The 25,817-nt window shown below is 43.8% G+C and carries 22 protein-coding genes; 7 read left to right on the top strand and 15 right to left on the bottom strand.

What is annotated here, in order from left to right:
- Positions 1–138: 138 nt before the first annotated feature.
- The 4 genes from IPL34_RS04780 to dinD all read right to left on the bottom strand — a co-directional run bounded on the left by IPL34_RS04780 (position 139) and on the right by dinD (position 3,943).
- Positions 139–786, bottom strand: a complete 648-nt coding sequence (locus IPL34_RS04780) for a lactate utilization protein (RefSeq protein ID WP_296838512.1) — start codon at positions 784–786, stop codon at positions 139–141.
- On the bottom strand, positions 779–2,188 hold the full coding sequence (locus tag IPL34_RS04775) for a LutB/LldF family L-lactate oxidation iron-sulfur protein (RefSeq protein WP_296838510.1): 1,410 nt from the start codon (positions 2,186–2,188) through the stop codon (positions 779–781). The genes IPL34_RS04780 and IPL34_RS04775 overlap by 8 nt, the downstream gene beginning before the upstream one ends.
- Positions 2,185–2,997, bottom strand: a complete 813-nt coding sequence (locus IPL34_RS04770) for a (Fe-S)-binding protein (RefSeq protein ID WP_296838508.1) — start codon at positions 2,995–2,997, stop codon at positions 2,185–2,187. Before IPL34_RS04770 ends, IPL34_RS04775 begins: the two co-directional genes overlap by 4 nt.
- Positions 2,998–3,100: 103 nt before the next feature.
- Complete coding sequence (dinD, locus tag IPL34_RS04765) at positions 3,101–3,943, bottom strand: DNA damage-inducible protein D (protein ID WP_296838507.1); 843 nt, start codon at positions 3,941–3,943, stop codon at positions 3,101–3,103.
- Between the two features lie 218 nt (positions 3,944–4,161).
- Between dinD and IPL34_RS04760 the strand changes: the two genes are divergently transcribed.
- On the top strand, positions 4,162–6,975 hold the full coding sequence (locus tag IPL34_RS04760) for an FAD-binding and (Fe-S)-binding domain-containing protein (RefSeq protein ID WP_296838504.1): 2,814 nt from the start codon (positions 4,162–4,164) through the stop codon (positions 6,973–6,975).
- 99 nt (positions 6,976–7,074) lie between these two features.
- On the opposite strand, the gene IPL34_RS04755 is transcribed toward IPL34_RS04760, so the two are convergent.
- Both IPL34_RS04755 and IPL34_RS04750 read right to left on the bottom strand, forming a co-directional pair.
- Complete coding sequence (locus IPL34_RS04755; RefSeq protein WP_296838502.1) at positions 7,075–7,596, bottom strand: DUF1643 domain-containing protein; 522 nt, start codon at positions 7,594–7,596, stop codon at positions 7,075–7,077.
- A 178-nt stretch (positions 7,597–7,774) separates the two neighbouring features.
- Positions 7,775–8,605 (bottom strand): PDDEXK nuclease domain-containing protein, encoded by an 831-nt coding sequence (locus IPL34_RS04750; RefSeq protein WP_296843035.1) that lies wholly within the window; start codon positions 8,603–8,605, stop codon positions 7,775–7,777.
- Between the two features lie 537 nt (positions 8,606–9,142).
- Between IPL34_RS04750 and IPL34_RS04745 the strand changes: the two genes are divergently transcribed.
- The 3 genes from IPL34_RS04745 to IPL34_RS04735 are packed head-to-tail and all read left to right on the top strand — an operon-like array spanning position 9,143 to position 11,120.
- Positions 9,143–10,174, top strand: coding sequence for a CDP-6-deoxy-delta-3,4-glucoseen reductase (locus tag IPL34_RS04745; RefSeq protein WP_296838500.1), 1,032 nt, complete (start codon positions 9,143–9,145; stop codon positions 10,172–10,174).
- Complete coding sequence (locus tag IPL34_RS04740; protein WP_296838498.1) at positions 10,171–10,578, top strand: HIT family protein; 408 nt, start codon at positions 10,171–10,173, stop codon at positions 10,576–10,578. The genes IPL34_RS04745 and IPL34_RS04740 overlap by 4 nt, the downstream gene beginning before the upstream one ends.
- Entirely contained in the window at positions 10,575–11,120 is a 546-nt protein-coding gene (locus tag IPL34_RS04735) for an HD domain-containing protein (protein ID WP_296838495.1), read from the top strand. Before IPL34_RS04740 ends, IPL34_RS04735 begins: the two co-directional genes overlap by 4 nt.
- A 213-nt stretch (positions 11,121–11,333) precedes the next feature.
- Here the strand turns inward: IPL34_RS04735 and IPL34_RS04730 are convergent, their stop codons facing one another.
- Entirely contained in the window at positions 11,334–12,251 is a 918-nt protein-coding gene (locus tag IPL34_RS04730) for a phosphoribulokinase (protein WP_296838492.1), read from the bottom strand.
- A gap of 766 nt (positions 12,252–13,017) precedes the next feature.
- Between IPL34_RS04730 and rimO the strand changes: the two genes are divergently transcribed.
- Positions 13,018–14,337, top strand: coding sequence for a 30S ribosomal protein S12 methylthiotransferase RimO (gene rimO / locus IPL34_RS04725; RefSeq protein WP_296838487.1), 1,320 nt, complete (start codon positions 13,018–13,020; stop codon positions 14,335–14,337).
- Between the two features lie 322 nt (positions 14,338–14,659).
- Here rimO and IPL34_RS04720 read toward each other — a convergent pair whose 3' ends face one another.
- On the bottom strand, positions 14,660–16,450 hold the full coding sequence (locus IPL34_RS04720) for a D-alanyl-D-alanine carboxypeptidase (protein WP_296838484.1): 1,791 nt from the start codon (positions 16,448–16,450) through the stop codon (positions 14,660–14,662).
- 196 nt (positions 16,451–16,646) lie between these two features.
- On the opposite strand from IPL34_RS04720, the gene recQ reads away from it, so the two are divergent.
- Complete coding sequence (gene recQ / locus IPL34_RS04715) at positions 16,647–18,773, top strand: DNA helicase RecQ (RefSeq protein WP_296838481.1); 2,127 nt, start codon at positions 16,647–16,649, stop codon at positions 18,771–18,773.
- 13 nt (positions 18,774–18,786) lie between these two features.
- Here the strand turns inward: recQ and IPL34_RS04710 are convergent, their stop codons facing one another.
- The 7 genes from IPL34_RS04710 to IPL34_RS04680 all read right to left on the bottom strand — a co-directional run bounded on the left by IPL34_RS04710 (position 18,787) and on the right by IPL34_RS04680 (position 25,118).
- Positions 18,787–20,565: an AAA family ATPase gene (locus IPL34_RS04710; RefSeq protein WP_296838478.1), complete on the bottom strand. Its 1,779-nt coding sequence runs from the start codon at positions 20,563–20,565 to the stop codon at positions 18,787–18,789.
- Positions 20,566–20,632: 67 nt separating this feature from the next.
- Positions 20,633–21,121 (bottom strand): GNAT family N-acetyltransferase, encoded by a 489-nt coding sequence (locus tag IPL34_RS04705; protein WP_296838476.1) that lies wholly within the window; start codon positions 21,119–21,121, stop codon positions 20,633–20,635.
- On the bottom strand, positions 21,121–21,411 hold the full coding sequence (locus tag IPL34_RS04700) for a DUF1778 domain-containing protein (RefSeq protein ID WP_296838473.1): 291 nt from the start codon (positions 21,409–21,411) through the stop codon (positions 21,121–21,123). Before IPL34_RS04700 ends, IPL34_RS04705 begins: the two co-directional genes overlap by 1 nt.
- 65 nt (positions 21,412–21,476) lie before the next feature.
- Positions 21,477–22,373 (bottom strand): fumarylacetoacetate hydrolase family protein, encoded by an 897-nt coding sequence (locus tag IPL34_RS04695; protein ID WP_296838470.1) that lies wholly within the window; start codon positions 22,371–22,373, stop codon positions 21,477–21,479.
- Between the two features lie 12 nt (positions 22,374–22,385).
- On the bottom strand, positions 22,386–23,351 hold the full coding sequence (locus IPL34_RS04690; protein ID WP_296838467.1) for an MBL fold metallo-hydrolase: 966 nt from the start codon (positions 23,349–23,351) through the stop codon (positions 22,386–22,388).
- Positions 23,352–23,417: 66 nt separating this feature from the next.
- Complete coding sequence (murU, locus tag IPL34_RS04685; RefSeq protein ID WP_296838464.1) at positions 23,418–24,092, bottom strand: N-acetylmuramate alpha-1-phosphate uridylyltransferase MurU; 675 nt, start codon at positions 24,090–24,092, stop codon at positions 23,418–23,420.
- Positions 24,093–24,110: 18 nt separating this feature from the next.
- Positions 24,111–25,118, bottom strand: coding sequence for a phosphotransferase (locus IPL34_RS04680; RefSeq protein WP_296838461.1), 1,008 nt, complete (start codon positions 25,116–25,118; stop codon positions 24,111–24,113).
- Between the two features lie 183 nt (positions 25,119–25,301).
- On the opposite strand from IPL34_RS04680, the gene IPL34_RS04675 reads away from it, so the two are divergent.
- Positions 25,302–25,817 carry a hypothetical protein gene (locus tag IPL34_RS04675; protein WP_296838457.1) on the top strand — a complete coding sequence of 172 codons (516 nt, stop codon included), beginning with the start codon at positions 25,302–25,304 and terminating at the stop codon, positions 25,815–25,817.

The following is a 25,817-nucleotide window of genomic DNA, read 5'->3' as shown; positions in this document are numbered from 1 at the left end:
GTACTATCATTAAGAAAAACTAAATCATTAAGTGTCAGATAGAGTTAGCAATTTCACTTCAAAAGGCAGCCAAAAATTAAATCTAAACATATTAAGGACACTGTTGGGTTTATAGCGCAGTGTCCGTAGTTAGCTAATTCAAACCAAAATGACTACCAGCTCCTTAGGTCCATGCACTCCGTAAGCTAAGACTTGAGCAATATCAGCCGACTTTGAAGGACCTGAAATCAGCAGTGCATTAGTCGGCATACCTTGTGCTAGCCAATCTTGCGCCTGTACTGCCTCGGCAAATGTAGTATAGAGCTGCTCCGTATCCAAAATAGCAAAATGCACGGGCGGCACGAGCGACATCATGCGTGGCTCGTCACTATTCGGCCAGAGTATCAAGGAACCTGTTTCTGCAATACCACCCAACGTACTCGTAAGGCTCGCATCAATGCCGTAAAACATTTCTTGCTTCCAAGCCTCAATCGGTTGGTCATAGCCTGTTAAACTAGGCAAGGATTCAGCTTGTTGATAAAGCGCTTGCCCCCATTCAGTCGTAGGGGAAACCAATAAATTAGTTAAGCCCTTAACCCTACACAGCTCAGCGACTTTGCTGAGCCACGAGCTTCGATCACAGTGATGGACTTCGGCTCTAACCGCTTGCATACGCTCAGTAAAGCGTTTAATGCGCTCTGCCTTATCCCATTGATAGATAGGAATGTAATCACGTCCAGTGGTATCGACTTCAGGGCGAGGCACAGCGCGTAAGCGTTGGAAAATGTGGCTACGAGCTTCACTCATGATCGACTCCTAAAGCTTTAAGCTGTTGATGCAAAGTTTTATCGGCAATAGCGGGAGCAGTGCGCACACTTGTCCATGCGCCCAAATGATTGGGCACTAACTTACGTACTTGAGTGGCTAGGTTACTGCCTAGGTTATACATACTCGGATGAGTTGCAGCCCACGACCACGCCTTCCAAGTAATCGCTTCCATTGGCTTACGCTTAGAGCCTGCATCTAACACACTGCTCTCCTCTTGATGTACTCCTTCGTAGCGCAAACGATTAATAATATTCGGAATCGGAATACGTACCGGACACACTTCACCACATGCACCACAGAGCGAGGAGGCTTGGACTAATTCGCCATGCACACTTAAACCGGATTTTTGCGGCTCTAAAATGGTGCCAATAGGTCCCGGATACACTGTGCCATAACTATGTCCCCCAATGCGCACATAGACCGGACAATGATTAATACACGCCCCACAGCGAATACAGCGCAAAGTGGCGAGTAACTCAGGGTCAGAATAAATACGTGAGCGCCCATTATCGAGCAGTACTAAATGCACCTCTTCGGGGCCGTCTTTCTCGCCTTGTTTGCGTGGGCTAGAGATCATATTGAAATAAGTAGTGATCGGCTGTCCCGTCGCAGAGCGCGGCAAAATGCTTAGAAGCGGTGGAATATCACTGAACTTTTCCACCACCTTCTCAATCCCCGTCACGGCAATATGCACGGGGGGAATGGTGGTTGACATACGCCCATTACCCTCGTTTTCCACGAGGCACAGAGTACCTGTTTCTGCGACCGCAAAATTCACCCCAGACAAGCCTACGGGCGCGTTATAAAACTTCTCGCGCAAAATATCGCGAGCCGTGCGGGTCAAAGTATCCACATCTTCGGTATAGGGAATATCGGGGAATTTCTCATTGAAAAGCTTAGCAATCTGCTCTTTGCTCTTATGAATCGCGGGCATAATAATGTGTGAAGGTGTTTCACCATCTAGTTGAATGATGAACTCGCCTAAATCCGACTCCAGTGCTTCAATGCCTTTAGATTCGAGAAAATGATTTAAGCCCATTTCCTCCGAAACCATCGACTTACCCTTAATCATCCAAGTCGCATTATGCTTTTGCATGATTTTAAGCACGATGTCATTAGCTTCATCTGTTGTCTCAGCCCAATGGACGTGAATACCATTTTGGGTCAGATTGGCTTCTAATTGTTCAAGTAATTCGGGTAGCTTGCTTAAGGCATTAGCACGAATCACTTGGGCTTGATCACGTAGGCGTTGCAACTCAGCATTATCGGGAAATTGATTACGCCGATTGGTCATTAAGGTGTCCATCGCCTTACGGAAATGGGCGCGAACGTCTTGTTTGCCGAGTGCTTGATCGACTTGGATACGAAATTCAGTTTTCATGATTTTACCTCCGCCACCCCCATCCTGTGTCCTTCCCCCGTCGAGGGGGAAGGAGAAGAGGTGCGTTGTAGTAGAAACTCTGCTATGTGTTGGGTACTGAGCGCCTTTTTATTTTGGTGTTTAGCTTGGTACTCGAATGCGCCGCCAATATTCATTAGGCAACCGCAATCTTGGCTCACCACTTGAGTCGCTCCAGTATTGCGTAGGTGCATGGTTTTATCAGCCACCATAGCGGCGGAGATTTCGGGTTGTTTAATAGCAAAAGTGCCACCAAAACCGCAGCATTCGGGTTTATAGGCTTGCTCTAGTACTTTGACGTTTTGCAGTTGTCCGAGTAGTTGTTCGATTTTATCGGCAACACCCATTTCACGCCGCGCTGAGCACGAGGTATGTACCGCAATCTCTACCGGTTCGCCTAAATCTTTGAGATTGACGTTTAGTACATCGACTAAAAACTCGGTTAATTCATACACGCGACCCGCTACATCTAATGCTTGCGCCTCGTCCGCTTCGCCTTTGAATAATTCGGGGTAGTGCGTTTTCATCATGCCTGCACACGAGCCGGAAGGAATGACAATGGGTAAAGGTTTGGGGAATAGGGCTATTTGGGCGCGGGCGACTTTGCGAGCTTCAGCACGGTAGCCTGAGTTCCACGCAGGCTGTCCGCAGCAGGTTTGGGCTTGGGGGTAAATCACTTTAATGCCCGCGCGTTGCAATAATTGTATTGCCGAAACTCCCGCTTTGGGGAACATTAAGTCAATCAGACACGTACCGAAAAAGTACACGGTGTCGGGTTTGGAGGGTGGCATTATTTAATAGACTCCTAGCATATTTTATTAAGCATATTGCATTGACTATTGAAGTACTGAGCAAATCGAAACTAATGAGTCAATTGTCTACTGAAGTATCGTATCAGTCATCTAGTACTTCGGGTTTTTTTAGAGCTTTCCGTTCTTCAGAGGCTAGACGGCGCTCTAGCTTTTTAACATCTTCTACAGATGATAGCGATTCAGGGCGAATGCCTCGCTCTAGTAGTGTATTCCGTACTGCTTTATTGTTAGTGATATGTTCATGGGAAATTTCCGATTCAGTGGTCATTCTATGTTCACGCGCATTAAAAATGGTAATTTCTGTAGCGAAGTCTTTTGCCTTCAAAATAATAGTAGGTGCAAAATCAGCTAGAGGACGGTTATCAGGTACATTCCACTGAGCTTTCATCGTTTGAGTGGGTCTACTGAATAAAGCAGTGTCACCTTTACTTCTAATTAAAGCAAAGTTTTTATTATCACCTGTTTGCTCATATATTATTTGTGATAGCTCTTTTTCGGTCTCAGCTAGTTTTTTACGAGCTGAAACTCGCTCAGCAGCTAATAGTCTTTGCTCAATTAACTCAGCTTTACGTGTTTGTATTGCAAAATAAGTTTGAGCGAATGAAATAGGTTGTTTCTTGGGATCACCATTTTGTGCTATTAGATAGCAAGCATAGCGAGTAAGCATTATGTCTTGAATTTCACGCTTACTACCAGAACCAAGCTCAACCATTTTGTTGATACCAACAAAATGGTCATCAATAGCATGCTCGGAAAGTTCGCAAGCTGTTTTTGCCTTGTTGATTACTAACAAAAAGTTGCGCCACTCTGCATACCCTAGTAGATGCTGGAGGTCGCGTGCCAACCAGAACTCTACGCCATTTTCAGTTTGTTGGGCATGTGCTTCAAAGTTTGAAGTTAGTGAGTATATTAATTCTTTTTTCATAGATTACTCTTAAAATTCATATTTATATTCTATCTTAGATCGATTATCTTTTGAGATTTAAAGTTAATTTAAAATTTAAATAGTATTTAAGAGTGAAATTATTATATAGAACCCTATATAATTCAAATTTTATAAAATTGGTCAGACCAGTTTATCATTCTATAATAATTGGTCTGACCAATTTAGAGTACTCGATTAGCAGTCTAGGAGAGCGGGTAATGTCCGAGATGTATCAAGCGTTTGGTAAAGCTTTAAAACAGGTATTGCCTCAAGAACAGATTTTCACCGATGAATTTACCCGTCTCACCTATGGTACAGATGCGAGCTTTTATCGTTTGATTCCCGAAGTCATAGTCAAAGTCAAAAATGAAGCTGAACTCATTGCAGTCATGCAATTAGCACGAAGTCAGCGTTTACCTGTCACCTTCCGTGCAGCAGGTACTAGCCTTTCGGGGCAAGCGGTGACGGATTCGATTCTGATTATGATGGAAGGCAATAGCTGGCGTGATTTTCAAGTATTGGATCAAGGCAATGCTATTAATCTCCAACCCAATATTATTGGTTCGCAAGCTAATCAATATCTAGCGCCCTTTGGACGTAAAATTGGTCCAGACCCCGCGTCGATCAATACTTGCAAAATTGGCGGTATTGCGGCAAATAATGCTTCAGGCATGTGTTGCGGTACGGCACAAAATAGCTATCACACTTTAAAGGGTATGCGCGTTATTTTGGCGGATGGTTCGGTGATAGATACCCGCACTGAGGCAGGACGCCAAACGGCTTTAAATACGCAGCGCCCGTTATTAGATCAAGTGTCTGACTTAGCTCAACAAGTCAAAAATAATCCCGAACTCAGCGCTCGCATTAAACACAAATTCCGCCTGAAAAATACTACGGGCTATAGCATTAATGCGTTGATTGATTACTCCGACCCTTTAGATATTCTGACGCATTTGATGATAGGTTCAGAAGGCACATTAGGGTTTATCGCTGCGATTCAATATCACACCGTACCAGATTACCCGAATAAGGCGACTAGCCTAGTGTTTTTTCCGCATATTGAAGCGGCGTGTTTAGCCGTCACTGCATTAAAAACGCAACCCGTAGATGCGGTGGAACTCATCGATGGTGCGGGCTTAAAGTCGGTGCAAAATAAAGCCGGAATGCCAAGTACTCTAAAAGATCTGAGTCTTGAAGTTGCCGCTTTACTGATTGATATACGTGCCCTGAATCAAGCTGAGTTGAACGACAAGATTCAAGCCGTACAAAACCTATTAGCTGAGCATCAGGTATTATTTCCGGTCGAGTTTACCCAAGATCCGATTCAATACGCACAATTGTGGAGTGTGCGTAAGGGCTTATTCCCCGCTGTGGGTGCAGTGCGTCCGGTCGGTACTACGGTGATTATTGAAGATGTCGCATTTCCGATTGAGCAATTGGCGGCGGGGGTACGTGACTTACAAGGTTTATTTGCCAAGTATGCTTATAGTGAAGCGCTGATTTTTGGTCATGCCTTAGAAGGTAATGTGCATTTTGTCTTCACTCAGGACTTTAGCACTGAGGCAGAAGTGAAACGCTATGAAGGTTTTATGCACGATGTGTCTGAACTCGTCGCGGTCAAATACGGCGGCTCGCTCAAAGCAGAACATGGTACGGGGCGCAATATGGCTCCCTTTGTGGAGTTAGAGTGGGGGCGGGATGCGTATGAGCTGATGTGGCAAATCAAAACCCTATTTGACCCCGAAAACCTGCTTAATCCGGGCGTGCTATTAAATACCGACAAAGATATTCACCTCAAAAATCTCAAACCCATGCCTGCCACGCATGAGCTGGTTGATCGTTGTATTGAATGCGGTTTTTGTGAGCCTGTGTGTCCGTCGCGTAATCTGACTTTGACTCCTCGCCAGCGCATTGTGGCGTGGCGCGAACATGCCCGTTTGAAACGGGCTAACCCTGATCAGGTGAGTATTTGGGATAAGCGTTTTGAGTATCAGGGCTTGGATACCTGTGCAGTAGATGGCTTGTGTTCTACGCGTTGTCCGGTGGGGATTAATACGGGTGAGTTGGTGCGGGCTTTGCGTACTGAGCAGCACGGTGCTATGGCGCACAAGATGGCGAGTTTTGCCGAGGGTCATATTGCACCGATTACTAATATGACACGCTTTGGACTGAGTGCTGGCTATGTGAAGTCTAAGGTTTTTGGGCTAAAGAACTTTACTGCCATGAGTAGGCAGTTGACTAGGTTCACTAAAATACCGTATTGGCATGAGGGGATGCCGCGAGGGGCGAGTAAACTGAGTGCTTTAACGCACAGTACGCGCTCTGGTGTGAATGGCAAAGTGGTGTATTTCCCTGCCTGTGTGACTAGGGCGATGGGGACGGGCATCGGTGACTCTGAAACCCGCGATTTAAAACAAGTTCTCGATAGTCTATTAGCCAAAGCCGGATTTGAAGCGATTATTCCGCCTAGGGTGGAGGGTTTATGTTGTGGTTTGCCGTTTGCGAGTAAGGGTTTTCCTGAGCAGGCTAAAAGTGCAGTGTTGGCATTAGAGCAAGTGTTGTGGGAGGCGAGTGAGCAGGGTAAGTACCCCATTTTATGTGATACCAGCCCGTGTACGTTGCGCTTTATTGAGAATTTTACTAAGCCTATGAAGGTTTATGAAACGGCTGGTTTCATTTCTGAGTATTTATTGCCACATTTGAAAATTGTACCGCAATCGGAGCCTGTGGCTTTGCATATTACTTGTAGTGCTAGAAAAATGGGGTTGGATAAAGTATTACGTGATTTGGTAAAACGCTGTGCGCCACAAGTGATTGAGCCAGAGGAAGAGGGTTGTTGTGGTTTTGCGGGGGATAAGGGTTTTATGACCCCTGAATTAAATGCTGCGGCTTTAAGTCGATTGAAACAGCAATTGCCAGAAACGTGTAAAGAAGGGGTGAGTAATAGTCGCACTTGTGAGATTGGTTTGACTTTGCATAGTGGGCGGCAATATCGGTCGGTGGCGTATTTGGTGGAGCGGTGTGTGGGGTAGTGTCCCACACACCAAGTTATTATTTAGTAGTTTTAGTGAAAGTTGGTGTCACTAAGTCACTACACGCGCCGTTTTTATCCAGCCCTTTCGGCGGCAATATTAAGTGCTAAGTATTTGATCATAATGATGTATGTCAAAATCAGAGAATGACCACGAATAATGCAGACGGGACGGATGTCGTGGGTGCCCTGAGTTTGTAAGTAGTCCAAAATGCCGCCAAGTAATGCCATATGTTTGCAACCGAGAGAAAAGTTCTCTTGCCGCATTAGCAAAATAAATTCTTGCGTGGATGTTCTCTCCCCACGCAGCCCAAACTACCGAATTTGGATTAGTATCAAAGAGTTCCTCAATACGGTTCAGGTTTTCTGAAAAAGCCTCATCATCTACATCATGTGGCAGTCTATTGAAATTAGTGGCGCGAACAGGATAAAGGTTAAGCATTACAAAACCGTCAAAATCATTTCGCATTGCAACACCCTCAACCTTTGCAACGGTTGTATCCGAACTTTCTTGTGTCGCTGTGCTGGGATTAAGACCAATGGTAATAAGTTTCCGTGAGCCATTTCTTCCAAGAGTAAAGCGCCACATATCGTTTCGAGCATTTGAGTATATATCGTACATAATAATCACCTAAAAGTTTTTTATACGTAAGCTATTTATAACAGATTGCTCAGAAAAAACTATAAAGATCGGAATAAGAAAAATTAGTATTTTAATACAAGGGGGGGCTATTAGGTATTTAGTTAGATGATTGATATTTAAAACCATAAAGAACATCAATGGTTATTTAAATTAATACTCAATCTCTGCTCAGTCCTTCTAATTCCCGCTCAATCTCCTCAATACTAGGCAATTGAGCTTGCAAGTTAGTAGGCAAGGATTCCATTAGCTTATACTCAGCAATACCCATCGGCTGACTCTTATCTCCTAAGGCATATTCAGCCACTACCTTATTCTTATTTTTGCACAACAATAAGCCAATAGTAGCCGTATCATGTTCAGTCTTAATCTGCCTATCCACCGCCGTCAAATAAAACCCTAGCTGACCTAAATGCTCCGGCTTAAAATCACCCGTTTTCAATTCAATCACAATATAACAACGCAATTTCAAATGATAAAACAACAGATCAATAAAGAAATCATCACCACCCACTTCAAGATGTACCTGTTGCCCCACAAAAGCAAACCCCGCCCCTAGCTCTAATAAAAACGCAGTTACATGTTTAACCAAGGCATTCTCTATTTCCCGTTCTTGGGCTTGATCGGTCAGCATTAAAAAATCAAAACGATAGGGATCTTTAAGACTTTCAATCGCTAAATCGGATTGAGGCTTGGGTAAACGCAACTCAAAATTAGTAATAGCTTTGCCTTGACGCTCGATTAAACGCGTTTCAATCTGCATTACCATAACATTGCGTGACCAATTATGCTCTATGGCTTTTTGAGCATAAAACAAGCGTTCTGTAGGCTCTTTGAGTTGGGTAAGTAAGACAACATTATGACCCCACGGCAATTGTCCAACAGCCTGTTGGACGATTGATTCATCCTGCCACGCTTGAGCAAAAGCACGCATATACATCAAATTGCTGCGCGAAAAACCTTCTCGCGCTCGGACATGAGCGTCTGGCAGCAGGAATCCCCGTCCTTTAGGGTGAGGAGGATGTCAAAGGTACAGATCAATTAATACCTGATAAAAATTATACTCGTCTCATTGCTACCTTATTAATTCTACCTAATCTTTACAGCTTGCAGGGGGCTAAAATAGGTAAAAATACTTTACCAGTAAAATTATTTGACTTATAATATATCTTAACTGATTTAGGCACGAAGTAACACCAGATCATAGTAGTAAAAGCATAAACATCAATAAGTTAAGTAGTACAGTACATAAGCAAAGTTGAGGATGTTATATGCCAGCCAGATCAACACCCTTTTGGGTAGGTAGATTTAACCTCTAGCTACCTTAGAAAGATTGCCCTTAGGCTTTCCTAATAGGCTTAAGTAGCAAATTACAACAATAAGTTAACCAACAAAACTCGCGGAACCCTAACTAAGGCGCACTTTGGTGCGCTTTTTCTTTTAAGCGCTACTCACTAGGTTAATTGGCAAGCGGTCTGGCATTTGTTTAAATGCTCTGACATAACATTCAAACTGGATTAGTTAGACCATGTACACCATCACCCTGCAACCGAGTGGGCTTCAGTTTAAAGTAGAAGAAAACGAAAATATCTTAAATGCTGGATTGCGCCAAGGCATACGTCTGCCCTATAGCTGCCAAGGGGGGACGTGTGGTTCCTGTGCTGCTACCATTATCGAAGGACAGGTTGAGTATCCGGTCGAACCCCTAGGTTTAGCGCCTTATGATCAAGAGCGTGGTGTCACCTTTCTATGTCAAGCCGTAGCTTTATCGGATCTAGTACTCAATAGCCCCTCGGTGGGAGCCGCTCAAGAAATTGAGGTAAAAACACTACCTGCCCGCGTCGAGAAAATGCGTAAGCTTTGTCATGATGTGATGGAACTAACTCTGAAACTGCCTGCCTCCGAACGTTTACGCTATCACGCAGGTCAATATATCGATATTTTATTATCTAATGGGCGGCGGCGTAGTTTCTCTATCGCTAATGCACCGCATGAAAGCCAGTATTTAGAATTGCATGTGCGTCATGTACCTAATGGCTATTTCACCACTCACGTATTTGAGCAAATGCAGGAAAAGGCATTGCTACGCATTGAAGGGCCATTAGGTCAATTTTATCTGCAAGAAGTCAGTCGCCCGCTACTCATGGTTGCAGGTGGGACAGGAATTGCACCGATTAAAGCGATGCTGGAAGACTTACGTAATCGCAGTCTAACGCCAAGAATCTTTTTATATTGGGGCGTGCGGGCTAAGGAAGATTTATATATTGAGGTATTGCTAAGAGATTGGGCGGCGCGTTTTCCGAATTTGATTTATACCCCCGTCTTATCAGCACCCCTTGACACTGATCAATGGGAGGGACGCACTGGGTGGGTGCATGATGCGGTGCTACAAGATTTTGCGGATTTGAGTATGTTTGATGTGTACTTAAGTGGACCACCACCGATGATTAATGCCGCAAAAACCAGCTTTGTGGCAAAAGGTGCAATCCCTGATCAAATGCACTCAGATTCCTTTGAGTATGGTGCGGATACTTTAAGAGCAATGGCAGATCCAGTATGAGTATGTTTACCCTGCACCCTCAATTAGCTAAGGATACCGTTTGGGTCACTGATCTCGCTTTATGTAAAGTCTTGTTGATGAATGATGCACAGTATCCGTGGTTGATTTTAGTGCCTCAACTAGCTGATTTGCGAGAGATTTATGAATTAAATTCAGAGCAGCGTCAAATGCTTTGGGAGGAATCGGATCAGGTAAGTCGAGTATTAGTGCAAGTATTTAATCCTATCAAACTGAATATTGCGGCCTTAGGAAATATGGTTCCACAACTGCATATTCATCATATTGCCCGATTCACTACTGACCCTGCTTGGCCTGCACCTGTGTGGGGTAAAGTACCTGCTCAATCCTATGAGGCTACTGTTTTAGAGTCACGTTTAAGCCAATTACGCGAGGCATTAGCATGAGTGCATGGTCAATCGAAGCCTATGAAAAAGCTTGGCAATTTGCAGCCCTAGCTCATAAAGGGCAAACCTATAAAGGGCGCACGCCAGATATTAATTACGACTATATCACTCATATCGGAATGGTAACTACGCGAGTACTGCAAGGGTTGAGAGCCACACCTGAGGCTAATGCGGATTTAGCGCTGCAATGTGCACTACTGCATGACACTCTGGAAGATACTCCAACCACATACGAGCAATTAGCCGCCGAGTTTGGGCGGGTAGTGGCGGATGGAGTTTTGGCATTAAGTAAAAATCCAGATTTGCCTCGACCCGAACAAATGAAAGACAGCCTCGCCCGCATTGTGCAACAGCCGAAAGAGGTGTGGATGGTCAAGCTCGCGGATCGAGCCGATAATTTACAGTATGTCCCTTGGAATTGGACGGCTGAGCGCATTGCTAATTATAAAATTGAAGGGCAATTGATTTTAGATACCTTAAAAGCAGCTAATGCATTACTAGCCCAACAATTAGCTGAGCGCATTAAGCAATACGGTCAATAGTGAATAAGTAGTCGTTCATGTTATCGAGCATTCCTTCCGCAGTCGCTGTGAATACATCCTTGTACGCTACAAGGCGGCATCCCTGCCGCCAAGACTGCTCCAGAAATACCCGATAACTTTCACTCAAGTACTTAATAAGCAAATAATTAAGCCCTAATAGCTCTTAACTATTAGGGCTTAATGGTTTTCAACGCTTGAGGAAAAGACTGGCTATTAACGGCGTTTTTTTGCGTCAATCATATCGTAAATAATCGGACCTAAAATTAATTCCATTGCTAGCATCATTTTACCCCCCGGAACTACAATACTATTGCGCCGAGACATAAATGAGCCTTGGATCATATTTAACAGTGTAGGGAAATCAATATTCCACTTTCTAGGTTGTGCAATACGAATCACTACAAAACTTTCATCCGCCGTGGGAATATCACGCGCAATAAAAGGATTTGAGGTATCAACGGTTGGTACACGTTGGAAGTTAATATGGGTGCGTGAGAATTGTGGCGTAATATGATTAATATAATCAGGTAAACGCCGCAAAATAGTGTCAACGACGACTTCTGGTGAGTAGCCACGTTCAGCACTATCACGATGAATTTTTTGAATCCACTCCAGATTAATACTAGGTACTACACCAACACCTAAATCAACGAATTTGGCCACATCATAGCCACCATAACGAGCATCTGAGGTGTCGTCTTTAATTAAACCGTGTAAACCTTCATAGAATAATATGTCGGTAGGGGTTGAGAGATCTTCCCAAGGAGTGAACTCTCCAGAACTGGCTGTGCAATCAACGCCTAGTCTAGCAAGGCGGTGATGATGAAACTCGGCTTCGTCATCATTATGTAGATAATAGCGGCGTTTACCCTTACCACTTTCACTATAAGAGCGGAATAGCTGCTCTAAAGAGTGAAAATCATTAGCTTCAGGACCAAAATGACTAAAATTAGGTTTTAATTTAGCTTGTTCTTTGAATTGCGTTCTAGTCACACTGTGAAAACTATCGCCTTCAATGATGGCGGCTTGGATGTTTTCTCTGCGAAAGATATTTTCAAAGGCGCGTTTAACAAACGTCGTTCCCGCCCCTGAAGAACCCGTCACAGCAATGATTGGATGTGGTATCGACATTGCTAAACTCCTCTCATAAGTTAAATAGATTTGTGTAAGAGATGATTTAGCAGCCAGCAGCGCTTACAAAAATCTACTTAAAACCTCAAATAGTTTTAGTGCTTATAGTGATGAACATTCTAAAGAGTTTAGAGGGTTAGGGGATTAAACCCTATATTGCTGTAGATAGGTTTGGCAGCAGACAGTATTAGCCCTCTAGGATGGGGCTAGCTATCCAGTTGAGAGGGATAATCTATCTCTGACTAGCAATAGTAAATTGCGTGAGGTAGAGCACTAGATTTTGTGCTCTAGAAGAGCAGCTAATTGAGAACTATGTTAGGTCGCATATTATGGCACTGCTGCCAGAGTTAGGTTGATTAGTATAAGTATTAAATATTTTTATACTTGTTCAGTTTTTGCTCAGTTTAAGAAGAATCAAGCAGTTAGGCGCTGTCAAGTCTAGCCTGTGGATAACTCTGTGGATAAGTCAGTAAAAATAGCCCTCTAAGGCTGCCAGAATCAGGTTTGTGACAATTTTATTAAAAAATTGCACTACATTAATTATGATAAAAATCATATAGTTATATGATTAATTAAAACTTAAAACGCCAGTTAGCAGTGTTATAGTAGAAATAGCAAGTTATACACACCCTGTGTATAACTTAGTAGAAAATCAGTGGATAACTTGACACAAGATCTTGTGGTTCATGGTTTTAAGATAAAACAAGACTAATGAATTTGAATCCGTTATGATGCAGCGTTTGTTGATTTAGCCGCTATTTAGTCCATGAAAACGTCCGTTCCGCGCATTGGTTTTGTTAGTTTGGGTTGCCCTAAAGCCTTAGTTGATTCAGAGCGTATTTTGACCCAGATGCGGGCTGAAGGGTATGAAATTACGGGGACCTATGACCAAGCTGACTTAGTGGTAGTCAATACCTGTGGTTTTATCGATGCAGCCGTTGAAGAGTCCTTAGATGCTATTGGTGAGGCCCTAGCTGAGAATGGGCGCGTGATTGTGACAGGCTGTTTAGGGGCAGATTCTAATAAAATCTTAAATGAATACCCTAATGTGCTCGCAGTAACGGGACCCCACGCCTATAACGAGGTGATGAGTGCGGTGCATGAGCATTTACCTCCGGCGCACGATCCTTATCTAGATCTGATTCCACCGCAAGGGATTCGGTTAACGCCCCGTCACTATGCCTACTTAAAGATTTCAGAAGGGTGCAATCATCGCTGCTCATTTTGCATTATTCCCTCGTTGCGTGGTGATTTAGTGTCGCGCCCGATTGGGGATGTATTGCAGGAAGCGGAAAATCTGGTCAATGCGGGAGTAAAAGAATTATTAGTCGTATCACAAGATACCAGTGCCTATGGCATTGATACGAAGTACCGTACTGGATTCTGGAAAGGGCGTCCGGTTAAAACTCATATTCAGCAATTAGCTGAGGCTTTAGGTGAAATGGATGTATGGACACGTTTGCATTATGTCTATCCCTATCCTCATGTGGATCATTTATTACCTTTAATGGCTGAGAATAAAATTCTGCCGTATTTAGATATTCCCTTTCAACATGCTTCCCCCAGCGTACTAAAAAACATGCGCCGTCCTGCACATGCTGAAAAAGTACTAGAACGCGTGCATAAATGGCGTGAATTATGCCCTGATATGACGGTGCGTAGTACCTTCATTGTGGGTTTTCCGGGGGAAACCGAGGATGATTTTGAGCAGCTATTGGATTTTCTAGAAGAAGCCCAATTAGATCGAGTAGGTGCTTTTGCTTATTCTCCAGTCGAGGGTGCAACCGCTAATGACTTGCCTAATGCTGTATCTGAAGAGGTGAAGCAAGAACGTTTAGAACGTTTTATGGAACTACAGGCTGAGATTAGCGCAGATAAGTTGGGTAGTTTAATCGGTCAAACCATGACGGTATTGATTGATGATGTAGGTGAGGGACAAAGTATTGGACGTACTTATCGTGATGCACCTGAAATTGATGGACAAGTGGTCATAGAAGGTTGTGAACTGCCTGTCGGTGAGTTTGTCGAAGTACTTATCACCCACGCTGATGAACATGATTTATGGGCTGAGGTGATGCCATCATAGCGTCAGTGAGTGAGTAGAGTGAGCTTATCCGTTGGTTAATCACTTTAGTCGGGGTAGGTCTGCTCAGACTTAATACACTCTGGCACTATGACTCTCAGATGACTTGCGCCGTACTCGTTTGGTTCAGTGCAAGACATCTCCCAGCATGGCTTACTCAAGGATTGAGTTTACTAATTAGGACAATTAGCGCTATGTACCAGTCTTCGACTGGTGGGGGTATCGGAATCAGGAATTGCATGTTGTTACTTCTTTATGAAGTTTTAGTAAGCCGCCTCGTTTGTTTGAGGCGGCTTAGTTTTACTGCTGAGTTGCCTGAATGGGTTTAACGTCGAGCAGCGAAGATCCATTCTACTAATTTATCATGAGCCTTTTTGGTTTTGGCTCCCATAGAGGAGTCATTATGCAAAATAGAAACCGCATAAATTTCTCCATCTAAAGATTGTAGATACCCAGCTAGGGCACGTACATTACGTAACGTTCCGGTTTTAAAACGTCCATAGCCACGAGCAGCGCTGCCTTTTAGCCGATTACGTACAGTGCCTTCCATACCTAAAGCAGGCATAGACTCCATTAAAGCATCCCGCACAGGGCTGTTAAACGCATCAACTAGCATCTCACCTAAATGACGAGCACTAATGCGTTCAATGCGGCTTAAGCCTGCACCATTTTCGATACGTAATTCTGGGAAATACAAGCCACGACTTTCCAAATAGCGCCCAGTGGCTTCAGCCCCTTTGCGTGGTGTCCCTGGCGCTCCTAGTTGTTGTGCACCGACGGAAAGCATGATTTGGCGTGCCATGACATTATTGCTGTCCTTGTTCACCGTTTTTAGGATTTCAGACAGGGGTTGTGAATAATGGCGATGGATGAGTTGGGCATTAGGCGGTACACGGTTTTCATGGAAGCTGCCTTGTAAATTGCCTCCTAATATCCCTACCCATACCTTCCAAAAGCCACCAAATAGATTGGTATTTAAATCTGCGACCGCTTTAGCATTACGTGGTAGTGGGCAAATCCGTTGAATTTGTCCTTTTAAATTACGGAACTCATAACAACTACCGCGCTCATTATAAAGTAGCGCATCGGGTTGAGCGTTATAGGCAGCACCTGCTTTACCATCGAAAGCTCCGGGCGGCTCATAAGGGAGTTGGAAGTAACTACGATCTACTAGAACATTACCTGCAATATGCTGCACACCACGCGCACGTAATACTTGCAGCATACCGACTAAATCGTTTTCTCTGAAATCGGGATCACCATAGCCTTTCAGAATCACATCACCGCGTAGTACTCCTCCTGCAATATTACCCGTAATATAAAGCTCAGTCGGCCAACGATAATTAGCACCTAGCGTACCTAGAGCCACATAACTCGTGACCAGTTTCATAGTAGAGGCTGGATTACTAGGGCGATCAGCATTCGCTGCAATGAGGGCTGGACCACCGCGCACACTACGCACATAGGTGCTCATATTGGCTTCGCTGGTACGAGCGCTGCGCAACAGTGCCGCTATAGTATCAGGTAAGCGATTATAATAAGCTCCACCGTTATAGACTTTAGAATTAGGTTGTGCATAGAGAGCGGGTGGCTGATAGGATTGCCCTTGTTGTTGCGCTAAGCGCTGCTGCTGGGCTAATTGCTGTTGTTGTAATGCTCGTTGCCGTGCTTGTTGCTGTTGCGCTCTTTGCTGAACTAACTGCTGTTGGTTTAAGGCGCGGCGGCGTGCTAGCTCTTGTTGCTGGCGCACCTCGTTCATATACGCTTGTTCTTGACGACGTAGCGCTGCTTCACGTTGCTGCTGTGTCGTTTGTTGCTGTTGTGCAAGACGCTGGCGTAACTGGTTTTGCTGCCATTCTTGGTTATATTGCTCGCGGGTTTTTTGCGCGACCTGTAAAGGTTCTGGAGGTAGATAAGCCTGTGCTGGATAGTTTTCAGCATATACGAGTTCAGGCTCAGAATAACTAACCGGAACCGTCTGCGGGTCATAATATTCCTCGCCCTGATAGGCTAGGTTTTGTTGATATTGATCGTAGTCTTCAGCATAAACTACCCCCATAGTGCTTGTTAAGACTAATGGAATAACAAGCCTCCTTGCCCAATGCCCTGTCAACATAGTGTGCCCACCGCTGTGCGTAATCGATCAAAAAATTATTTAAGATAGAAGTTAGTGTATTTAAAAACAAGCGCCCATTAGCTCGTTTTGGTAGTTAAAAATGTGCCATAACGCGATAAATGCTAGATTAATACCAAGCTAAGAATAAACAGATTCAGGGCTATTCTGCCTATGATTTTAATTAAGAGCGAGAATTATGCAGCGAGCTTATGAAATATTAGAACAAGTATATGGGTATTCAGCCTTTAGACCTCCGCAAGCAGAGATTATTAATACCCTGTTACAAGGTAAAGACGCACTCGCCTTAATGCCGACAGGCGGTGGTAAATCACTCTGTTATCAAATACCTGCTCTCATTCGGGCAGGAGTGGGGGTTATTGTTTCTCCCTTAATTGCTCTGATGCAGGATCAAGTAAGTGCTTTAAAACAGTTGGGAGTACGAGCCGCTTTTTTAAATTCTACTTTAAACTTGCAACAAGTTATTGATATAGAAAGGTCTTTAAAAGCACAGCAGTTAGATTTGCTCTATGTTGCGCCTGAACGCCTATTGATGGAGCGCACGCTTACTCTCTTAGATCAGCTCAATATTGCTCTATTTGCCATTGATGAGGCACATTGCGTGTCGCAATGGGGACATGATTTTCGCCCTGAATATCAAAAGTTATCGCAATTGGTCGAGCGCTACCCGCAGGTTCCGCGTATTGCTTTAACGGCTACGGCTGATCCGCGTACCCGTCAGGAAATTATTACTCAGCTCTCATTAGAGCAGGCTAAGATTTTTGCCCCTAGCTTTGATCGTCCTAATATTCAGTATGCGATTCATGATTTGCCTAATGCTAAGCAAGCCCTATGGGATTTTATTCGTACTGAGCACCGTAATGATGCAGGGATTGTGTATTGCTTGTCGCGTAAGCGAGTGGAGGAAGTGGCGGCATGGTTGAGTGCTCAAGGGCGCACCGCACTGCCCTATCATGCGGGACTAGAGGCTGAAGTGCGCCAGCGTAATCAAGAACGTTTTTTGCGTGAAGACGGGATTATTATGGTGGCCACCATAGCCTTTGGCATGGGGATAGATAAGCCCGATGTACGCTTTGTAGCGCATTTAAATTTACCCAAAAGTATTGAGGCCTATTATCAAGAAACGGGGCGGGCGGGACGCGATGGTGAGCCTGCTCATTCGTGGATGAGTTATGGACTAGGTGATGTGATTACCTTGCGCCAGATGTTGGCTGAGTCTACAGCGTCCGAGCAGCACAAGCGCGTGGAGCATTATCGCCTAGATGCGATGTTGGCTTTATGTGAGATGAGTACCTGTCGACGCCAAGCCTTATTGAGTTATTTAGGGGAGACGGGTTCTCCCCCTTGCGGTAATTGTGATAATTGCTTAAATCCACCTAAAACATGGGATGCCACCGTTGCCGCACAAAAAGCCTTATCTTGTGTGTATCGCACGGGACAGCGTTTTGGGGTGAATTATTTAATTGAGGTGCTATTGGGCAAACGCACCGAGCGTATAGTGCAATTTAACCATCATCAGGTGAGTACCTTTGGCATTGGCACGGATCAAACAGAGGCTCAGTGGCGCAGTATTTATCGGCAGCTTTTGGCTTTAGGCTATTTAAGTGTAGATTTGGAAGGGCATGGCGGTTTGCAACTCACTGAGTTGGCACGTCCTTTATTAAAAGGGCAGAGTACTTTGCATCTTAAATTGAGTGTTAAACCAGACAAGAAGGCGGCTAAAGCCGAACGCGAACGCTTAACTAAGCAAGCGCTAACGGAGGCTGAACAGCCTTTATGGGAAGGCTTACGCAATCTTAGAATGCGTTTGGCACAGGCTCAAAATGTGCCACCCTTTGCTATTTTCCACGACTCCACCTTGCTGGAAATGGTGAAACGCCATCCTCATACCTTGGCAGAATTACGTCGTATTCATGGGGTCGGAGAGTATAAATTTGAGCATTATGGTGGTTTGTTTTTAGAAGTGCTACAAGCCTATCCGCGCCTAAATGCAGTTAATGGTCTGAGTGAAACCATCAATACTACGCTAAGTCTGCATCATAAAGGTCATAGTCCAGAGCGCATTGCTCAGTTAAGGGAGTTAAAGCTTAGTACTATTTATAGCCATTTAGCCGAGGCGATTGAGGTAGGAGCGCTTGCTTTAGAGTCTGTAGTGCAATTAGATGGGGCTGAATTACAGCGCATTATTAGTGCATTTGATTTACTGGATGAAAATACCAAAGCATTAAGTCCTATTTATGAGGCTTTAGAGCAGCAATATAGTTATGAGATTTTAAAATGTGTACGAGCGAGTTTAGGACGTTAGAATACTATTTTTACTAAAGCACCTGCCACACTAAACGCTCAAAGCCTAAAGCAATAATCGCAATACAATACAGGCGTTCAGGTTGCTGATAACGATTATTTAAGGTGGTACGATAAGCACCTAATTGATCTAAAGCATGCTTAAGGTGTTCTTGTACCAAAGGCAATTGCAATAACTCCTCTCGACTTTGCGCTCGTACTGCTTCAGCATTTAAACCTAAATCGCCTAGTTTTAAATACTTAAACTCTAAGACAAAATCTTTGAGGGTTTGATGCTTACGCATACTAGGGCGAATAATCATGACTAAATCAGTATAGCGGCGCTGTACACTTGCCTCGGAGTCCATAATATAGTACGCATCATTAAATAAGAGTGTCATAAAAGCCGTTTTAATGGTCAGCTCATTACTCCAGCGATAGTCCCGATTATCGAATACCGCAAAGTATTTTGCTTCTAGCGCATCAGCTAATGGACTCAAGTGGGCAGTTTGATAAAATTGCCGTGCTAATTGAGTGATATGGGGTTGATCACCGAGGGGGAGCAATTGTTCTTTTAATTCTTCCACATATAAACGATAAATAACGCGATTAGGGACACCTAACACAATATCCTCTAGCTCACCCTGCCCAACAATAGTGAGCACTCCAAAATAATACATTAAAGACAACATATAACTGGGTAATTGTTGCAGTTTATGTAAGTGCTCAACCCCGAATTGATTCTCTAAAAAGGTTAAAGTAGGTGGGTTTTGCTCATCGAGGATTTGGCTAATCACTTGATGACCTAAAGGTAAATTAGCAATATAGCGAATACGACTGGCGTCCATAGCTAAATTGCCATCGAGTAGTTGTAGAGGTGTTTCACAACGACGCTGATAATAATTTAGAAAATAAAAGCATAAAGTAGGATTGTAAACTGTAGGCTCTTTTAAATCGTGGCAAAAACGGTAGCCATTATAAAATTGCCGCATAGTATCTAATAGGTAAGATACTGAACCATTTGACTGACAACCATCTACCACCTCTGTCAATAGTTCTATTAACTCTACTTCTGTAATACCACAAAGACTATTTAATTCCTCATGTAGAGCAATATTAACTGCCACATTATAACCACTGGTCATATCAGCTAGCACAATAGGTGACACTCCCGTAATAAAAACTCGTGCTATTTTTCCTTCAGAGGCTGATCCTTTAATGATTTTAAATAACGTTTTGACAATCCCCTCGCCGCTTAATAAATCACGGTAACGTTGCTCCCCTTGCACAGCACTAATCAATACCTCATTAGCAAAATTATCGTATTCATCAATCAATAGATAGAGTTGTTGGTGACTAGCAGACACTATATCCACCAAGGATTGAAAAGAGCCTAAGGCATCAGGAATAATGTCAATCTGTCCTTGTAACAAGTTTTGATATTGACGTGCAAAATCTTTAATAGCGAGATTGATATGGGTAAATAAACTGTGTTTGATGTGCTCAATATCACCAATGGCAGATACCATAGAAAAATCCCAACGCAGAATTAAATACTGATTATGCTCGGTGGTAGGGTGTTGACCTATATTAAGATCCCCAAAGAGTAACGCAAATTGCTCTGCCTTATTCAGATCATAATAGTGCTCCAGCATAGAAATCAGTAATGACTTACCAAAGCGACGCGGACGTAAGAACACTAATTGTTTACCCGCTTGCTCAAGGATTGGTAAATAGTGGGTGCGATCTAGATAGCGATAGTGTTGGGTACGGATTTGGTAAAAATCACTGATTCCATAAGGCAGTACTAACATGGCTTAGTCCAAAGTAGTGCTTGATAGAGAGAGTATAACAGGGTGCTAGATCAATCGCGGGGAATGGCTAATAATTAGGGACAATTTCGCTAAGCAAAATCATTAAAGTGCGCTCATTAATCGGGGATGCTCTAAAGCCAAAATGCTCATAAAACTGTTTAGCGCTCTCAGAGAGTGCATGCACTAATAAAGCTCTAGCGCCAATATGTTGGGCAGCAGCATGGCAACGTAATAAAACATCTTGTAATAGAGAATAGCCTAAGCCTTGTCTTTTATAGTGCTGATCGATAGCTAAGCGTCCCAATATAATAACCGGAATGGGATCAGGCATATTGCGTTTAATTTTGCTAACGGCTAAGTCATGGGTTACTGAACCCGCTGCTAGGGCATAATAACCCACCACTGACATAACATTACATACTACAAAAGTACGCGAAGCTCCCAATACTTCATTTTTGCGTGCGCGTTGTTTGAGCCACTCATTTAAAATAGGCTCACCACAGTCAAAGGCACTGAGATCATGGTGATCCTGTAAGGGTTTAGGAGCATTCAGCATTATTGCCCCCAAACTGGTTTACGAGTCAGCAAGTCATGTAGGCCAGGGTTCGTAGTGGGTGGATGGTTTAAAGCGTCATTAAATTTATCCCAATCCGCTTGGTTCAATTGAAATAAGGCTTGATCTAGCAAAGTATGCGTCGCCTCGCGTAAGGCTGCTTCACGCACAAAATCTGACACAGTTTTGTCCATTGCTTCAGCCGCTTGCTCAATTAAGCGGCGTTGATCAGCGCGAATACGGATATTGAGTGGAGGTATTTTAGTCTCTACTAAAGTCGGTACAGTGTTCATAGTTATTCTCCTGAGATTAAGAGAAAGTTTAGTACTTTGTCCGCACAACGTAAAGACAAAAAGTGTTAAGCAGACAGTCCGATCTGATTCTTCAAGACCCCTATCCCCCCAATCTCACACTCCACCACATCATTTGGTTTTAAAAATTCCGGTGGATTACGCGCAAAACCTACTCCACTGGGTGTGCCTGTAGCAATTATATCTCCGGGGTATAAAGTTTGACTACGCGAAATCGTTTCTATAATCGCGGGAATATCAAAAATCATTAGCCCAGTATTCGCCTCTTGTTTAATAATACCATTCACTCGACAGCTAATAGTTAAATCATGTGGATTAGGGATTTCATCTTTAGTGACTATATAAGGTCCCATAGGACAAGCACCATCAAAGCTTTTACCGAGAAAGAATTGTTTATGATTACGCTGAATATCACGCGCACTCAAATCATTTAATACCGTATAGCCAAATACATAATCATAGGCTTGTTCACGAGTAATTTTACGTCCTTGTTTACCTATAATAACCGCTAATTCGACCTCCCAATCCAGCTCAGAACAAGTATCAGGATCAAAAGGAATAGTGGCATTATGCCCGGTGATACTGCTTACTGCTTTAGTAAAAATAATCGGGTATTGAGGGGCTTTTCCGGTTTTATTAAATGCTTGAGCGCTTTCTTGAGCATGTTCTAAATAATTTAATCCTAGGCACATAACATTTTGATTAGGGTGGGGGTGAGGTGCTTGATAGGTCACGTCGGCATAATCAATTTCTAAAGCAGGATTATCGAGGTCAATAATACGCTCTAGTTTGGGTTTTAATTCTTCATAATCGGCTATGAGAATACCCATATCAAACCAAGCCATTTCTTGATCATTTTCATCTAAACCCGGTAGCAATAAATGGGTTCCGACATCAATAAACACATAGCTTTCACCTTCATAGAGGCACGTACCTAGTTTCATTGCTAGCACTCCTTAAGCAGCTTTTTTAGCGAGACGTTGTAGCCATACTTCTAGCCCTTGAGCATTTAAATCAAGATCAACCGCCAATAGTTCTAAACAGGTTTCAGTACTTAAGGTGCAACCGTGCTCACGTAATTGTTGCAGCCATAAGGTGCGAATCTGATCTTGAATCAAGGCTTTACGTTTAACGCTATCCGATTCGGTTTCATAGGCTTTTAAGGCTAGTTGGCTCAGATCAGTCACGCTTTGGCGTAGCATGTGAGATAAGCGCTCCATCTCCGTCACGCGCCCATAGTGAGTGAGGTGCATAGCTTGAGGGTTTAGTGCCATGAGCTTATCAATGCTAGCCTGCCAATGGCCTGGATCAAAAGCTACGGGGGTAGTAGGAGCAAAGAGCCATGCTCCTTGAGGTGTATCAAATTCGCGGTAAGAAATCCCAAAGGTATCACCTGTAAAGCCCATTTGGGTTTGAGTATCGAAAATACAAATATGATGGTTCGCATGCCCTGCGGTTTCAAGCAACAATAACTGCCGCCCATTAAGGCTGATTTTTTCACCCTCTAGCGCAGCCCGCGCACGTTCTGCGGGGATAGGAACCAGTTTGCCATAATCTTTAGCAAAAGCCTCCGCACCATAGACCACTGTTGAACCCGCTTGCAGTTTTGACGGGTCCACCATATGAGGAATGCCTTTGCTATGGGTAATCAGGGTGGCATTAGGGCAATGTGCCATCAGCTCACCTGCGCCCCCACCATGATCAAGATGGACGTGCGTAGGAATGACATAGTGCACATGAGCCGGTGAGAGTCCGATGGCGTCCAATACTTCGAGGAGGTGAGGGATAGTGAAGTAAGTACCTGTATCGATAAAGGCTGCTGCATCACCTTCCGTGATCAAATAACAGGCTGCCATGCCCGTGCGATACAATGCCGTATCAATGCAATAAATGCCGTCACCTAATGCTTGGTAATTTGCCACAATAACGTTCCTCTACGATTGATTAAGAACGTTATAACAAGACTAAGCCAGAATTGCCAATAGCGCCTAAGCCCTTGCGGTCAGCTCATCATCCAGTTCATGCAAGCGCTCCGGCGTACCAATATCACGCCAATCGCCAGTATAAAGCTGCCCTCCAATACGTCTTTGAATCATAGAACTACGTAAAAGTGGAGCGAGGGGACGTTTACCTTGAGGTAGATTAGCAAAGAGCATGGGGCTATATAAACCAATGCCACTAAAGGTGTATAGGGGGGGCGTGCCTTGATTACAAACCCGATCATCAAGCAGGGCAAAATCACCTTCAGGATGATGGGGAGGATTAGGGACTAATACTAATTGAGCTAAGTCATTAGGTTTTAGGGTGAGATTATTAAAATCAAAATCGCACCAAATATCACCATTCACCACTAAAAACGGTTGCTTACCCAATAAGGGTAAAGCCTTGATAATGCCGCCAGCGGTTTCTAAAGCGCCTTCACGTTGCTCATCGGAATAGCGAATCTGAATATTCCAGCGTTCACCATTGCCCAAAGTTTCGGGTATTTGCCAGCCTAAATGGGCAATATTAATCACAATTTCACGAATACCCGCTGCTACTAGCTTTTCAATATGCCACTCAATCAGAGGCTTACGACCCACTAGCAGTAAAGGTTTAGGGGTATAGTTAGTGAGCGGACGCATACGAGTACCGAGTCCGGCAGCAAGGATCATGGCTTTCATGCTAATTTTTATAATCTCTTACGCAGCTAATTCAATCACGCCAATACGTTCAGGTATATCCATCTTTTCTAACCATGCGACTAAGGCACGCGTTTCGGGATGACGTTCACCCACTTCCATGACATAAAGCAATACCCTAGCTAAATCATTGAGATATTGCGGCTTACCATCACGATAATAAAGACGACAGAAAATACCTAAGACTTTAATATGGCGCTGTAGACCCATAAGATCAAACCAACGCATAAAGGTAATTTCATCCACCGGTGGAATATTACCTCTAGCAATCGCTTGTTTATGGAAAGCGAGCGCCCAACGCTGCACCCGATGCTCAGGCCAACTAATATAACAATCCCTGAGGAGTGACACTAAATCATAAGTAATAGGGCCTAGAAACGCATCTTGATAATCAATCACCCCCATCTCATCATTAGGCAACAGCATCAGATTGCGTGAGTGGTAGTCTCGATGGATAAAGCAAGAGGGTTGCTCTTGGGCTGCTTCCACTAAGGCTGCAAAGGTGTTTTGTAACAGAGACTGAGGAATTTCATAATCCATTAGACCTAAATGGCGCTTGAGGAACCATTCTGGCATTAAATTCATTTCCATCAACAGAAATTCAGGTGTGTATTCCGCGATATGATCACAATCAGCGACTTGTAGACGCAGTAGGCTGTCCATCGCGCTGTAATATAAATGATCAGCCGTAGCAGGCGTTAACTGTTGAAAATACAGCGTATTTCCGAAATCCTCTAACAGTAGAAAGCCATCTAAGCTATTTTGTGCGTAGATTTGCGGTACTCTAACGTTCGCTTCATGTAGGCGTATCGTCATATCCAAAAACGGGTTAATGCTTAGCTTATCGGGCGGGGCATCCATAATGATTGCACTGCGTTGTGCCGTCGTCGCGCGGAAGTAACGTCTAAAGCTGGCATCTGTTGAGGCGGGAGAGATCAACGCTGTTTCCCAACCGGAGAGAGAATGAACCCACATGGTTAATTGTGTAAACCGTGCATCCTGTGTCATAAACATCACCTGAAAAAAGGGTACGCCAAGCGAGCTAGGTAAGCTATTGGGTATTAATACGCTGTGCTCTACTGTTATAGCTGGCTCGCAAGATCAAGAGCGCTAATGTTTTATCATAAACATTTCAGGCTTGCTGCGAATTGAATAATAATTGATCTGAAATAAAGTCAAAGAGCTTAATTTATGAATCCTGAGCCTGAAAAAGATGGTCTATGGCCACCGCGTGATTATTTTGTAGCAGTACAGCGCTTAAGAGCTGTTATTGGGCAAGTTATTTATTTGGTTGAAATTAATGCAGGTGAAATCAATGCAGGTGTAAAGTTTTCAGCTCAACCGTTAGTGCTTTTAGGCGTGATTGATTACCCAGAACCCGACCCTTACCGTCAGTTGTGTCCGCATATGTTGATTTTAAATGATGGGCGTGGGGTGAATTTAGGGCGTATTGCACGGGTTAGTATTAACACTCCCTTTCAGCCCCAAGGTGAGGATCTGCTTTTTACTCAGCAGGATTTTGTGCAGCAATTTTTATTTGCACCGCGTAGCTTGAGCCGTGAGTCTATTCAGCAAACCTCAACGATGCTATTGCAGCAAATGTTTGGCGATACCCCCGGACGCTTATTAGCCCAAAGCACTCAAGCAGATGAGGAGCAGGCTAATAGCTATCACCCACCCTTATTAACCCAACCCACTAAGTCCTAA

Origin of the sequence: Thiofilum sp., from assembly GCF_016711335.1 — a bacterium.
In the GTDB taxonomy this organism is placed as follows: Bacteria; Pseudomonadota; Gammaproteobacteria; order Thiotrichales; family Thiotrichaceae; genus Thiofilum.
This window is presented reverse-complemented; position numbering and strand designations above follow the sequence as displayed.

Bases quoted from the DNA above. Each gene is read 5' to 3' on its own strand.
- IPL34_RS04780 (WP_296838512.1), bottom strand. From the start codon at position 786: ATGAGTGAAGCTCGTAGCCACATTTTCCAACGCTTACGCGCTGTGCCT.
- IPL34_RS04775 (WP_296838510.1), bottom strand. From the start codon at position 2,188: ATGAAAACTGAATTTCGTATCCAAGTCGATCAAGCACTCGGCAAACAA.
- IPL34_RS04770 (WP_296838508.1), bottom strand. From the start codon at position 2,997: ATGCCACCCTCCAAACCCGACACCGTGTACTTTTTCGGTACGTGTCTG.
- dinD (WP_296838507.1), bottom strand. From the start codon at position 3,943: ATGAAAAAAGAATTAATATACTCACTAACTTCAAACTTTGAAGCACAT.
- IPL34_RS04760 (WP_296838504.1), top strand. From the start codon at position 4,162: ATGTCCGAGATGTATCAAGCGTTTGGTAAAGCTTTAAAACAGGTATTG.
- IPL34_RS04755 (WP_296838502.1), bottom strand. From the start codon at position 7,596: ATGTACGATATATACTCAAATGCTCGAAACGATATGTGGCGCTTTACT.
- IPL34_RS04745 (WP_296838500.1), top strand. From the start codon at position 9,143: ATGTACACCATCACCCTGCAACCGAGTGGGCTTCAGTTTAAAGTAGAA.
- IPL34_RS04740 (WP_296838498.1), top strand. From the start codon at position 10,171: ATGAGTATGTTTACCCTGCACCCTCAATTAGCTAAGGATACCGTTTGG.
- IPL34_RS04735 (WP_296838495.1), top strand. From the start codon at position 10,575: ATGAGTGCATGGTCAATCGAAGCCTATGAAAAAGCTTGGCAATTTGCA.
- IPL34_RS04730 (WP_296838492.1), bottom strand. From the start codon at position 12,251: ATGTCGATACCACATCCAATCATTGCTGTGACGGGTTCTTCAGGGGCG.
- rimO (WP_296838487.1), top strand. From the start codon at position 13,018: ATGAAAACGTCCGTTCCGCGCATTGGTTTTGTTAGTTTGGGTTGCCCT.
- IPL34_RS04720 (WP_296838484.1), bottom strand. From the start codon at position 16,450: ATGTTGACAGGGCATTGGGCAAGGAGGCTTGTTATTCCATTAGTCTTA.
- recQ (WP_296838481.1), top strand. From the start codon at position 16,647: ATGCAGCGAGCTTATGAAATATTAGAACAAGTATATGGGTATTCAGCC.
- IPL34_RS04710 (WP_296838478.1), bottom strand. From the start codon at position 20,565: ATGTTAGTACTGCCTTATGGAATCAGTGATTTTTACCAAATCCGTACC.
- IPL34_RS04705 (WP_296838476.1), bottom strand. From the start codon at position 21,121: ATGCTGAATGCTCCTAAACCCTTACAGGATCACCATGATCTCAGTGCC.
- IPL34_RS04700 (WP_296838473.1), bottom strand. From the start codon at position 21,411: ATGAACACTGTACCGACTTTAGTAGAGACTAAAATACCTCCACTCAAT.
- IPL34_RS04695 (WP_296838470.1), bottom strand. From the start codon at position 22,373: ATGAAACTAGGTACGTGCCTCTATGAAGGTGAAAGCTATGTGTTTATT.
- murU (WP_296838464.1), bottom strand. From the start codon at position 24,092: ATGAAAGCCATGATCCTTGCTGCCGGACTCGGTACTCGTATGCGTCCG.
- IPL34_RS04680 (WP_296838461.1), bottom strand. From the start codon at position 25,118: ATGACACAGGATGCACGGTTTACACAATTAACCATGTGGGTTCATTCT.
- IPL34_RS04675 (WP_296838457.1), top strand. From the start codon at position 25,302: ATGAATCCTGAGCCTGAAAAAGATGGTCTATGGCCACCGCGTGATTAT.